Annotated in this window: 11 protein-coding genes; 4 read left to right on the plus strand and 7 right to left on the minus strand. The window is 51.2% G+C overall.

All coding sequences use genetic code 11. The annotated features are described in order from the left end of the window. Window positions 1-31: 31 nt before the first annotated feature. The 5 genes from PsAD37_RS16865 to PsAD37_RS16885 form a co-directional block, all read right to left on the minus strand. Window positions 32-1,429: a glutamine synthetase family protein gene (locus PsAD37_RS16865; RefSeq protein WP_063297146.1), complete on the minus strand. Its 1,398-nt coding sequence runs from the start codon at window positions 1,427-1,429 to the stop codon at window positions 32-34. A 131-nt stretch (window positions 1,430-1,560) separates the two neighbouring features. Beyond that, window positions 1,561-2,616, minus strand: a complete 1,056-nt coding sequence (locus tag PsAD37_RS16870) for a TRAP transporter substrate-binding protein (RefSeq protein WP_063297147.1) — start codon at window positions 2,614-2,616, stop codon at window positions 1,561-1,563. Window positions 2,617-2,755: 139 nt separating this feature from the next. Further along, on the minus strand, window positions 2,756-4,081 hold the full coding sequence (locus tag PsAD37_RS16875) for a TRAP transporter large permease subunit (RefSeq protein WP_057461333.1): 1,326 nt from the start codon (window positions 4,079-4,081) through the stop codon (window positions 2,756-2,758). Continuing rightward, window positions 4,078-4,587 (minus strand): TRAP transporter small permease subunit, encoded by a 510-nt coding sequence (locus PsAD37_RS16880; protein WP_063297148.1) that lies wholly within the window; start codon window positions 4,585-4,587, stop codon window positions 4,078-4,080. Before PsAD37_RS16880 ends, PsAD37_RS16875 begins: the two co-directional genes overlap by 4 nt. Next, window positions 4,587-5,417 carry an N-formylglutamate amidohydrolase gene (locus tag PsAD37_RS16885; RefSeq protein ID WP_063297160.1) on the minus strand — a complete coding sequence of 277 codons (831 nt, stop codon included), beginning with the start codon at window positions 5,415-5,417 and terminating at the stop codon, window positions 4,587-4,589. Before PsAD37_RS16885 ends, PsAD37_RS16880 begins: the two co-directional genes overlap by 1 nt. 144 nt (window positions 5,418-5,561) lie before the next feature. Here PsAD37_RS16885 and PsAD37_RS16890 point away from each other — a divergent pair, with 144 nt between their 5' ends. Beyond that, a complete protein-coding gene (locus PsAD37_RS16890; protein WP_063297149.1) occupies window positions 5,562-6,455 on the plus strand; it encodes a MurR/RpiR family transcriptional regulator in 894 nt (297 codons plus the stop codon). On the opposite strand, the gene PsAD37_RS16895 is transcribed toward PsAD37_RS16890, so the two are convergent. Further along, a complete protein-coding gene (locus tag PsAD37_RS16895) occupies window positions 6,452-7,429 on the minus strand; it encodes a TDT family transporter (RefSeq protein WP_063297150.1) in 978 nt (325 codons plus the stop codon). The genes PsAD37_RS16890 and PsAD37_RS16895 overlap by 4 nt on opposite strands. Window positions 7,430-7,584: 155 nt before the next feature. Between PsAD37_RS16895 and PsAD37_RS16900 the strand changes: the two genes are divergently transcribed. The 3 genes from PsAD37_RS16900 (at window position 7,585) to PsAD37_RS16910 (ending at window position 11,829) form a co-directional block, all read left to right on the plus strand. Beyond that, window positions 7,585-8,478 (plus strand): LysR substrate-binding domain-containing protein, encoded by an 894-nt coding sequence (locus PsAD37_RS16900; RefSeq protein WP_063297151.1) that lies wholly within the window; start codon window positions 7,585-7,587, stop codon window positions 8,476-8,478. Window positions 8,479-8,752: 274 nt separating this feature from the next. Beyond that, entirely contained in the window at window positions 8,753-9,721 is a 969-nt protein-coding gene (locus PsAD37_RS16905) for a helix-turn-helix domain-containing protein (RefSeq protein WP_063297152.1), read from the plus strand. A gap of 116 nt (window positions 9,722-9,837) precedes the next feature. Next, window positions 9,838-11,829, plus strand: a complete 1,992-nt coding sequence (locus PsAD37_RS16910) for a tyramine oxidase (RefSeq protein ID WP_063297153.1) — start codon at window positions 9,838-9,840, stop codon at window positions 11,827-11,829. Between the two features lie 48 nt (window positions 11,830-11,877). On the opposite strand, the gene PsAD37_RS16915 is transcribed toward PsAD37_RS16910, so the two are convergent. Beyond that, a complete protein-coding gene (locus PsAD37_RS16915) occupies window positions 11,878-12,522 on the minus strand; it encodes a DJ-1/PfpI family protein (RefSeq protein WP_063297154.1) in 645 nt (214 codons plus the stop codon). Window positions 12,523-12,795: the final 273 nt, after the last annotated feature.

A 12,795-nucleotide genomic window follows, 5' to 3' on the forward strand; every position in this document is an offset into this window, starting at 1 on the left:
AACTCATCATTCACAGCGTGGGCTGGTTTTATCAGGCCCGTTCAAACCCGCGTGCAACTTCCCAGTCGGTTACACGGCGGTCATATTCATCCTGCTCGATCTTGGCGGCATGTGCGTAGTGATCAATCACATCGCCCCCAAATGCAGCACGAAGCATTTCAGAAGACTTCATTTCGGTAACAGCATCGCGCAAGGTCGTCGGAATTTCGCGAGCGCCCTCACCTCCATATGCATCGCCTCTGAATTCCGGCTCCAGCTCAAGTTCGTTTTCGATGCCATCAATGCCAGCAGCAAGCAGAGCTGCCATTGCCAGATATGGGTTCAGGTCTGCGCCGCCAACGCGGCATTCAACACGCACAGCCTTGGTGCCATCGCCGCATACACGGTAGCCAGCAGTGCGGTTGTCCATGCTCCAGATGGCCTTGGTTGGCGCAAAGGTGCCAGCGGCAAAGCGCTTGTAAGAATTGATGTTTGGCGCGAGGAAATAGGTGATCGCACTCGCATGCTTCAGCAAACCAGCGAGGTAATGGCGCATCATCTTAGACATGCCATAGTCGCCGGATGGATCGTAAAACAGAGACTCGCCATCCTTACCCCAGAGAGACTGGTGCACGTGGGAGGAGCTGCCGGAAGCATCATAGTGCCACTTGGCCATAAAGCTGATGCTCTGGCCGTTCTGCCATGCGATCTCTTTACAGCCGTTTTTGATGATGGAATGGCGATCTGCCATGTTCAACGCATCGGAATAACGAACGTTGATCTCTTCCTGACCCGCGTCGGCCTCACCTTTGGAACACTCGACCGGAATGTCGGCGCCGTTAAGGCCGTTACGGATGGCACGCATCACGTTCTCTTCCTTGGTGGTCTGGAAGATGTGATAGTCCTCGTTGTACGCAGAAACAGGCGAAATATCGCGATAACCCTTAGCGTGGGCTTCTTCAAAACTCTCTTTGAACAGGAAGAACTCCAGCTCAGTTGCCATGTTAGCGGTCATGCCCATGCCTTCGAGGCGGTCGACCTGGCTTTTCAAAATGGCGCGCGGAGAATGTGGAACTTCTTTATGGGTGTGGTGGTCCAGCACATCGCACAGTACCAGTGCGGTGCCTTCCAGCCATGGAATAACGCGCAAGGTGGCAAGGTCTGGCTTCATGACGTAGTCGCCATAGCCCGCTTCCCAGCTTGTGGCCTTGTAGCCATCCGGAGTGGCCATTTCCATATCGGTTGCAAGTAGATAATTACAGCTGTGGGTCTCTTCCCAGGCGCTGTTCACGAAGAACTCGCCCTGAAAACGCTTGCCCATCAAGCGGCCCTGCATGTCCACTTGCGCTGCGATAACGGTGTCTATCTCACCGGTGTCGACCAGCTCGCGTAATTCGTCGAGGGTCAGCTTTCCGGTTCTACGTGTCTTTTTGGTTTCTTCTCGCAACATACCTGTTCCCCGAGGACCCTGTTAAAGCGGCGGATGCCCGTGCCTCTCCTGCATGGCATCACCGACACTGCTTCGTTACTGTGTGGTGTGGCCAGCCCAAAAAGCGGGCTGACCAATCTTGGAAAAATAGCTTAGCCGTAACGGTAAGGACGACCGGCTTTTGCCATCGCTGCGTTGTATTCCTTGAGGATTTTAACAACGCGGGCGTTACGCTCGGACTTGGCTGCAATCTCATCCCAGAACTTGAGAGCTTCTGTTTCAACAGTTGCCCACTCTTCATCAGGAATGGAGGTCAGCTCCATCTTCTCGCCCTGTGTGCGCAGCTTTGCTTCGCCTGCCCAGTACCAGTGCTGGCGGTAGTAGTGAGAACTATCCATGCACAGGTTGAAGAGGGTCTTCAGGTGATCTGGCAGTTCATTCCAGCGCTCTTCGTTGGCAAAGTAAGAGCCAGCCCAAGCACCGGAAATGTTGTTGGTGAGGAAGTAGTTGGTCACGTCAGCCCAGCCTACAGTGTAATCCTCAGTGATACCGGACCACGCAATCCCGTCCAGTTCGCCAGTCTGCATTGCAACTTCAATGTCTTCCCATGGCAGGGTAACCGGAACAACGCCAAAGCGTGTCAGGAATTTACCAGCAGTTGGGAAGGTGAAGACGCGCTTGCCTTTAAGGTCCGCAAGGCTGCGGATCGGATCTTTTGTCGCAAAATGACAAGGATCCCATGCACCAGCGGAAAGCCACTTAACGCCTTCGACTTCGTCGTAAGCTTCTTCCCAGATCTCTTTCAGACCCCAGTGGTTAAACAGGGCTGGAACATCAAGGCTGTAACGGGAAGCGAATGGGAAATAGCCACCGAAAACGGATACATCTACTGGTGCTGCAATGGAGTCATCATCAGACTGCACAGCATCAATGGTGCCGCGCTGCATAGCACGGAACAGTTCACCAGTTGGAACCAGCTGGTCGGCGTAGTATAGCTCGATTTCCATTTCGCCATTTGCTGCCTTGTTGAAGGCGTCAATGGATGGCTTGATCACGTGCTGAGCAAGTGCTGCGCCAGCATATGTCTGAAGGCGCCATTTGATAGGACGACCTGCTGCATGAACAGCCGGAGCTGCAAGAGTAGATGCACCAGCAGCGGCGACGGTTGTCAAACCAGCTTTCTTAAGAAAATCACGTCTATTCGTCATACTCAATTCCCCTTGGAATATGAATTTCTGGATCCCTCAGAACCGGTGGACTTTTTATAGCGAGGGGTGTGATTTTTATCTGTCTCCATCCGGAATTCGCTAATTACTTCAATGGGTACGTTGATGATGCCTTGCCATGTCACCTCGCGTAGTAAAGGTTGGGCAGCCAGAGCGCGATTTGCGGGAAGATCGTGACCAGAGCCAATCCAAACACCATGATTGCCACGAATGGAATGATGGATTTGTAGATGTCTGTCAGAGAGATCTCCGGCGGCGCCATGGCACGCATCAGGAACAGGTTGTAACCAAAAGGCGGTGTCATGTAGGCGATCTGACAGGTGATGGTGTACAGCACGCCGTACCAGACCAGATCGAACCCAAGCACTTTGACCAATGGCACGTAGAGTGGAGCCACAATAACCAGCATCGCGGTATCATCCAGGAACATGCCCATGACGATGTAAGAGAGCTGCATCAGCAGAAGGATTTCCCAAGGACCAAGACCAAGGTCACCCACGAAGAAGCCTTCAATCGCACGTACAGCACCCAACCCGTCAAACACAGCGCCAAACGCAAGAGCTGCAAGGATGATCCACATGAACATACAGCTGATCTGAAGCGTCTTTTCAGTTGTGATGTGCAGTAAGCGGAATGTGAGGCGTCGCTTGAATGCAGCTGCCAGTGTTGCAGCTGTTGCACCAACGGCGGAACTTTCCACGAGGCTGGTCACACCCATCAGAAACAGGCCAGTCATGGCAAAGAAGATGAACAACGGAATCACGCCGGCTTGTAAAAGGCGGATTTTTTCTGACCACGTGATCTCTTTGCGCTCTTCTTCAGAAAGGGTTGGGCCCAGTTCTGGCTGAAGGCGGCAACGAACCACGATGTAAAGAATGAACAACCCAGCCAGCAGCAAGCCTGGAATCGCACCTGCGAGCCAGAGTTTGCCGACCGGTTGACGGGCAATCATGCCGTAAAGAACCAGAACGACACTTGGCGGTACGAGAATGCCTAGTGATGAACCAGCCTGAATAACGCCAGTCACCATAACCTTGTCATAGCCACGACGAAGCAGTTCAGGCAGAGCGATTGTTGCGCCGATGGCCATACCGGCCACAGACAGACCGTTCATGGCTGAAATCATCACCATGAGGCCGACTGTGCCGATGGCCAATCCACCATGAAGGCCACCTGTCCAGACATGGAACATCTTATAAAGATCTTCGGCAATGCCTGATTCTGAGAGCATATAGCCCATGAAAATGAACAGTGGCAGCGTGAGGAGCGGGTACCACTTCATCAGCTTCATGCTGGCGGAGAAGGCGATTTCGGAGCCACCATCACCCCACAGCAGAAGGGCGGCGATAACAGCAACGGAACCAATAGCAGCAAAAACACGTTGCCCCGTCAGGAGCATCAGCATCATGCTGGAGAACATCAAAATTGCGATCAGTTCATAACTCATGGCGCAGGCCTCCCAAGGGCGGCGGCCAAGTCCTTAAAGAACGTCGCGATTGCCTGAAGCAGCATCAAGAATATTCCAAAACACATAATGGCTTTGATCGGCGCCATAGGTGGTGCCCAAGCCGAGTAGCTTTCCTCACCGTATTTGACTGCGTATTCCAATGAGGAAAGACCGCCGTAAAGGAGGAAGATGAGGTACAAGATCAGAAGCAGTATGGTCATGACATCCATGGTGGTTTTACGCCGCGGAGACCAGCTTCCGTAAAACAGGTCCATACGCACGTGAGACTGTGTCTGCATGGAATAGGCGCCACCCAGAAGGTAGTAGGCTGCCATGGTGAACTGGGCTGTTTCCAGCGTCCAGAGTGGCGGTGCGAAAAAGGTCTTTGCGATTGAGGAGTACAACAGCACTCCCAGCATCACGAAAATGAGGTACATGGCGAAGCGGCCAACATATTTGTTGATCCAGTCCACATACCTGACGAAAACAACTATTCCCCTTGGCATTAATCTGCTGCCCTTGCTTTTGTTGTTGCTCCCTGCCCGCTCACAGTTGTTTCAGCGCTAAACTGTGGCAGGACTTGCAGAATTGCCTCTCCTAACAAGTCTGCAATTTTCTTCTGGTCTGCGCGCTCCGCGATTAAGTCGTTGCGAACTTCAATCATAACGTTTAGCAGGCCGCGGGATTGTGCCTGATCAACGAGGGTATGCGTAACCCCGTCTTCCGGCCCATATGGTTCGTTTCTTTGGATGTCGTAGAGATCCGATGGGCACAGTGCTTCCAGCAGTGCATCGGCAAAGCGGGTATCGCTGTCATGCAGCACACCCACCTCAACGGCTCTTTTCTTACCGTTATAAACCGGTGTGAACGAGTGAATCGTGACCATCACCGGGAGTTGACCCGCCGTATATTTGGCGTCGATCACCTGTTTTACTTCAAACTGGAAGGGGCGATAAAATTTGTTGGCCCGGTCTTGCCGCTGTTCATCATTCAACGAAACATTGCCCGGCACCTCGTAGATCTCGCTTTTTTCCGGTATGGCACTGGGTGCTTCCGGTGGGCGGTTACAGTCATAAACGAGGCGCGAAATTCGTTGAGCGACCAAAGGTGCGTTCAGCTTGGTGGAGAGAAGTTTGGCAATCGCCAAAGCTCCTGGATCCCAAGCTGCATGGCTGCTTGCAGCTTCTTCACTTAGACCGAGGCCATTTAGGTATGCAGGAATAAACTTGGATGCATGTTCGCAGATCAACACAACTGGAGACGTTCCTCCTGTATTGATTGTTTCAACAGTGTCGTTGCCAACAGATTCTATCTGGTCAGTTTTGACTTCAGACAAGAACAGTCCCCCCGATTGCATCTTGTTTTTCCTTGTACTTTCAGTCTTTTTATTCGTAAAAGAGTTTCTGAAAGAAACGTTTCCATGGAGATTAGTCTGAAAGGGACGTTTCACAAAGCCTAAAAACTAGGCAAATATACATACATGAGGCAGGTGAGAGACGTGAGAGACCCAAATGAACAGACTGTCGCAGAAAAATTACGCGGACATTTTAATGGGTTAACTCGTGCGGAGCGTCAGCTGGCCGTCTCTTTGCTTACAAATTATCCAGTCAGCGGATTAGGCAGCGTTTCCGAGCTTGCAAAGTCTGCAAATGTGTCTGGTCCAACAGTCGTCAGAATGGCGCAAAAGATTGGTTTTGCTGGGTTTACGGAGTTACAGTCCGCTTTGCGATTGGAGGTGGAAGAAACAATTTCCAATCCGATTTCCAAACAAGAGCGCTGGACCAGAAATGCACCCGATGCACATATTCTGAACAGGTTTGCTGACGCTGTCATCGACAATCTGAAACAAACCTTACAGCAGCTCGACACGCAGGATTTCGATCAGGCAGTGCGTTTGTTGACTGATCGTGAGCGCGCTGTCCACATTGTTGGTGGCCGTATTACACGTGCTTTGTCGGACTATTTTTTCACCCATTTGCAGGTGATCCGTGACGATGTGATTGCCATCGCCTCCAACTCCAACACGTGGCCGCACTATCTGCTGAATATGAAACCGGGTGATGTGGTGGTTGTGTTTGACATTCGCCGTTATGAACACGACATTCTGCGGTTTGTGGATCTTGCCCGGGAACGTGGTGCTGTTGTGATCGTTTTTACCGATCAGTGGACGTCACCAGCTGCCGTCAATGCAGAGTATGTTTTCAATGCTCGTATTGAAGCACCGTCGGCCTGGGACAGCAGCGTTGTCATCATGTTTATTCTGGAAGCCTTGATTGAAGCCATGACCACCTCCACATGGAAGGTGACCAAGGAGCGGATGAACACGCTGGAGAACCTGTTCGACAAGACCAAGATGTTCAGCAAGTCCAGTTAGTTGGTCTGCTGTCCCGTTGCTCGCGCTGGTAAGAGAGCCGGTGCGAAGAATGTCAGGTATTTGAAGCTGACATAGAGAACGACGGCTGTTGCCACATAAAGTTCAATGTGCGCCAAGGCTCTGATCTGCGCGACAAGACTGGCATTCGCACCCAGACTTTCCATCCATGTTACCGTTTTAAAGAGCGCTGTTGCGCCAATTACGAGCGGAAATGTGAAGGCGGAAAAGCCCGGAGAAAACGGCAAGCGGAACAAGCGCAGGAATGAGATATAAATCAGCGCCGTCATAGCCACAGCAATTCCGCCAAGCACGGCGACCATAATTGGAGATGGATTGCTCGTCAGAGTGAGATAACCAGCAAGCGAAAGACTGGCAGGTGCAGCGAGGATCGCGATGGTTGGTTTCGCTGCATCGGGCACTTCGGCGTGAAAAATCAAACGATACAGCATCATTGGTAACATCAGCGCATAGGCGACCAGACCAAACCAGAGCAAGGCGTTCGCAAAGCCTTCAAACACACCGCCGGGAAAAGCAACAGCTGCCACGATGATTCCAACTGGTGGCACAAACCAGCTCGGGACCATGTGCTGTAGATTGAAGCCTTTTGCGCGATGATAAATGAACACAGATAAGAACGTGAGATGCAGGGCAATACCCAATAGCCAAAGCATCTGCCCGATTGCGAAATTGTATTGCGCGATTGCGTAGGATACGATCATTAGCGCCATTGCGGTTGTCGGGAGCACACTGCCCACAACTGGATGCCTCAGATCTTCAAAAACTGCGGTGTGCGCAAAAAAGATTTTTCCAAGCAGTAGCACAAGCAAAACGCTCGAAATCAATGCGCCTGTGAGTTGCAACGCCCCTCCAAAATTGCCGGCATTTTCCATCGACCAGCCGAGACTTGCTATCCCTAGCGCGAGACCACCGAGAGGGGCCGGAACGTGAGCCAGTTTGGTTCGAAGAGTATTCATCGGAAATGCCAATAACCTGAGGGTGAGAAGACAAAGTATGCAACTCAAGTTCCTAGCTGATTTGATATGTCCTGAAAATCTGAATATATTGAATAGGTGGTTCAGTAAAATTGAACCTCATACAATACTGTCCCACAGATTGGCCTTGAAAAGAAATGAATGTAACGTTTCGTCAGCTTAAAGTGTTTGTTTCTATTACGCAGGAAGGCTCGATTACGGCTGCGGCAGAAAAACTGTTTCTCACTAAATCAGCCGTTTCGATGGCTCTTGCTGAGTTGGAACGTCAGCTGGGATGGAAGATGTTTGATCGTGCCAACAAGCAACTCATCTTAAACGAGCAAGGCCGCCGTTTACTCCCTCTGGCGGATGAACTGCTGGATAGATCTGAAGCGATCACGCAACTTTTTGAAGGAGATGATGCAACCAACGGTAATTTGCGGATTGGCTCCAGCTACACAATTGGCAACCATCTCTTGCCCACCTTACTTGGAGATTTTCGCGAAAACACGGGGTATCTGCACCAATCCATGAGCCTCTCCAATTCCACCAAAACCTGCAGAATGCTGCTGGATTTTGAGTTGGATCTAGGGTTCATTGAGGCAAAGGTCAGTGATAAACGTCTCAAGGTTGAACCGTGGATGACGGACGAAATGGTCGTGGTCTGCGCGCCATCTCAGTGTCCCACTGCAGATGAACCGCTTGATCTGAATGCGCTCGAAGGCAATAGCTGGGTTTTGCGGGAACCGGGATCTGGGACACGAGAGTATTTTCTGACGGAAGTTGCCGCGAACCTGGAAGAGTGGACAGAAGCGTTCGAGCTTAACAGCACCACGGCTATCGTTAACTCAGTCATTGCTGGGCTCGGTCTGACGGTGCTTTCTCGTCGTTCTGTCAATGCTGCTGTTCAAGATGGTCGCCTATCGATCGTTCCCTTGAAGCACAAGATGATCAGGCAATTCTCGCTGGTCTATAACACAGAGAAATACCAGAGCCCCGTCTTCAAATCCTTTCGGGAGTTCGCCCACAGCTGGACTTTGGGCCGGGAGTAACGGGTAGCTTGCGCAATATTATTTTTATGTAAATGCAAATAATCAGCGTTTGAATGTATTTCGAATATCGTACTCACTCCTGTGGTTTATTGGCCGTTTTTTCTAATAAAGATGTTACTTTACAATTTTATATCCAAAGCACACTTAGTTGAGCTTTTAGTTGAAATTGACTTAGTCTGAGCATGAAATAAGCGATTTATAGGAAAATGCATATATCTGGCTTGATTGCTGTTTAGATTCTTTCTAGCATTCCCTTTGGTTAGGGGAGGCGCCAGTGTGTATTCAGATACCTTCAAATCAATCCTGCCGATTTGAGCTGGATGAATGGAACACACGGCTGACCGAAATCTGCGGTCACTTCGTCACGAACACAGAAGCTGGAAGTGTTATGGGAAATGCCTCCTTACTCCAGCTTGGCGATGTTGATTGCGCCCGCGTTACTCACAATGCAAGAGAGATCACCCGTGGACCTGCTGATATCAGCAAGGACGGCGAGGCCTATTATTTTCTGATTCTGCAGCTTCGGGGAGAAGCGGAGCTGGAACAGAATGGACAAACCGCGCTGCTTTCCAAGCCCGGAGACATGACGTTGATCGATTCCGTCAAATCCTCTATTTTCCGGGCAAACCGCACCTTGGGGTCTGATCAGATATCCATTCATATCCCCCGCCATTTACTGCATCGGCATTTCAACTCCACTTATGCGTGTGGTCGCAAGATATCCGTGTTTTCCGGACCTGGCCAGCTGATCAACGCCCACCTAAATCTGCTGCTTGAAGCGCAGCCGGGAAGTCAGAAACAACATTTGCTCTCAGGCGCTTTCAATGATGTGGTGAGTGCGACCTTTCTTGAAGAAGACACCAGCGTTTTGCAGGAAGGATATGACAAGCTGCAGTTCCTGCTATCTCTTATTCACGACAATGCGCTGGAAGAGAGCTTCAACATCGATGAGCTTTCAAAGCTTTCCAGCATGTCGCGCAGTAGCATTTATCGTCTTTTCAGAGAGCACGGATTGAGCTGTAACGAGCAGATCGCTAAGGTGCGTGTTAGTCGGTTCAAACGCGAGTTATCGCGTCGTCTGCACTCCCGGCAGGCCTTAAGAATCTCTCAGCTGGCGTTTGAGTTTGGCTTTCGTGATCTGTCGACCTTTAATCGGGCATTTCGGGCACAGGTGGGCATGTCTCCACGGACCTTTGCGGAGCAGATCCGGCAGAACGAGCCAGCTGTGAACCGATATGCCTAGTAAATTGCACAGGATGCGCAGACACAGCGATCCGGGCTCGCCTAAGCTTTGATTGAACGGATTTAGGGGGAGAAGACACAGGTGGGTTCATCTCCCCTTCCGATGGGAGGGAACCAATGACTTTAAAGATGCTGGGGGGGCTTGTGGCCGCCTCAATGCTCACGTCTGCCGCGTATGCTGCAGACCCTCATCCACTCGATGGCCTGACAGGAGACGAACTCAATGCGGTTCGTGCAACCCTGATTGAAGCCAATGCTGCCAGTGATAAGACCCTTTATCCGCTGATTGAGCTGTTGGAGCCGCACAAGAAAGCGGTCATGAGCAATGCGACAGACGGGAGCCTTGATCGCAGAGCGACGGTACATTTTCAGGAAGGCGGCAAGTTTCACCAAGCGGTGGTGAACATCACCAAAGGTACTGTCGAAAGCAGATCAGACCTTGAAGGTCAGCCCATGATCATGCTGGCGGACTTTTTGTCGGCCATGGAGATCGCGCTGGGAGATGAACGCATGGTTGCCGGGCTCGCCAAGCGCGGCCTGACGCCAGATGACGTTTATTGTCTTCCGTTGACTGCCGGTAACTTCTTTACTGATGCAGAAAAAGGCAAACGCCTGATGAAGGTGCCTTGTTATGTGAACCCGACAAGCTCCAACTTCTATGCCAAGCCGGTTGAGGGGCTGGTGGCTGTGGTCGAGCTTTCTGAGCGTGTAGTATTGGAAGTTATTGATGAAGGCGCTGTCCCTCTTCCAGAAGATGACTGGGGCTATAATGAGGATGAAGTTGCCAAACGCACAGCATTGAGAGCCAAAACCAATCCGGCACGCCTGCGTCAGGAGGGTGGTCCAAACTTTACCATTGATGGCAGTGAGATCACCTGGGACATTTGGAAGATGCGGTATCGCGTCGATAAGCGTCCTGGTCTTGTGCTGTCGCAGGTCAAAGCCAATGATGGTGCGAACTGGCGTTCAGTGCTCTATCAAGTCTCTCTGTCTGAAGTGTTCGTGCCGTATATGGACCCCTCCGCTGGCTGGTATTGGCGGACCTACATGGACAGTGGCGAATACGGGTTTGGCCTGTTCCTGACACCTCTGCGCAAGAATGTGGACTGTCCAGATTACGCAACGTTCCTCCCGGCATTGATACATGATGATATGGGCCAGCCGCTGGAGATTCCTGACGCGATTTGCATCTTCGAGCGTGATATCGGAAATCCGGCATGGCGCCATTTTGAAGTCTTCGCTCAGTCAGAAACGGAGTTTGTGCCTGCAGAAGGTCGACCAGAAACAGAACTGGTCATTCGGACCGCCTCTGAGGTTGGCAACTACGACTACCTGATCGACTATCGCTTCAAGCAGGATGGCACGATTTACCTGAAGGTTGGCGCATCTGGTCTGGATGCCGTGAAGGTCGTTGCGTCCAAAACCTTGCAGGATCCAACCGCTGCCGAAGACACGAAGTATGGCTCGCTCATTGCACCGCATCTGGTCGCTCCATTCCACGACCACTACTTCAATTTCCGTCTGGACTTAGACGTAGATGGGCCGGACAACACCATGATGGTGCAGGAAATCGTTGGTGGTGAACCTCCGGTCAATGTGCCACGCCGCTCACTCTGGACGGTTAAGAACACACCGGTCAAAAGCGAGATGGAAGGTCGCTTCCGCCTCAGCTCCATTAAGCCGAAAGCCTTTATGGTGATGAACGGAAATGTGGACGGCTACCTTGGCCACAAACCAGCATACATGCTCCACCACGGTAGCGTGTCCTATGCCCCATTTGACTTTGAAAACGATGCTCCATTCGTGCGTAACCGCTACATCGAGTATAGCGTCTGGAATACTGCTTATGATCCAAATGAGCGTTATGCAGGTGGCGCGCTTGCCATGGGGTCTGACGGGTCTGATGGTCTGGCGGAATGGGTCAAGCAGGACCGCGAACTCATGAACAAAGATGTGGTCACGTGGTTCACCGCTGGCTTCCACCATGTACCACGTTTGGAAGATTGGCCAGTCATGTCAACAGAATGGAAGACCATCCATATTCAGCCGATGAACTTCTTCCCTCGCAATCCGGCTCTGACAATCCGGTTGCCTGACGAGTCCAGCTAAAGCTGAGCCCTTGGTTAGAGCATCTGCTTTTGGGTGCTCTAACCAAACTTACTTCAGGTTCTTCAATGCATACCCTTCTCCCGGAACAGGTTTCACATGCCCACCCTTAGGGGGTATATCTATTGTTACTTCGAGCTTTTCCATGAAGGCTTGCATCCACGTCCAAAGGCCATGCCATTCCACGCCGTAGACGATGTTTCCGTCGATCACGACGCCTTCGTACCCAAGCTTCTCATAGATGTTGCCAGCCATCTGAACCTCTGTCTGGCACACAAAGTTCCCCGTCATGGTTTTGCCCTTCAAAAGCCCCGTGGCAAGCAGGATCTGCACTCCTCGGCAAATGGAAGCGATCGGCTTGTTTTCCTTGATGAAATGAGATGTTACATCACGGACAATCGGATACGTGCGTAAGTATTCGCAAGAGCGACCTCCGGGAAGTACAAGGGCGATGTAATCGGCTGGGTTCAGATGCTCAAGAGATACGTTGATGTTGATCCGGTGTCCTTCCCATTCAGTGACTGTTTGATAGTCCTTATTAATATCGTGAATGGACGAGGCGACCGTTTCGCCTTCCCGTTTTTTGGGACAGGCAACATGCACTTCATAACCGATGGCTTTCAGCAGCATGAACGGAACAATGACTTCATAGTCCTCACCAAAGTCACCGGTAATCAGGAGAATCTTGAGCTTCATAAGGACATCCTTCCAAAATAATTGGTGTGAAAGATGCCATGGTGCACTGAGCAAACTGTTTGGCGATCAACTCAGTTTTAAGTCAGTTTGTGCTGAGTTGCTCGCTGATTGGTGGCTGGAAACTCGGCAAAGTGTCCCACAAAACGTGTCAATGAGCGTTCAAAATTGATCCGGCATCATCATTTAAAATTGACCCACCTTGGTTGGCACAAATCCAGCAGGCGAACAGCTCTCATCTAGCAGGTTCGTCTGCTGGCTTTGTGCCAACCAAGG

Source organism: Pseudovibrio sp. Ad37, from assembly GCF_001623075.1.
GTDB lineage: Bacteria > Pseudomonadota > Alphaproteobacteria > Rhizobiales > Stappiaceae > Pseudovibrio.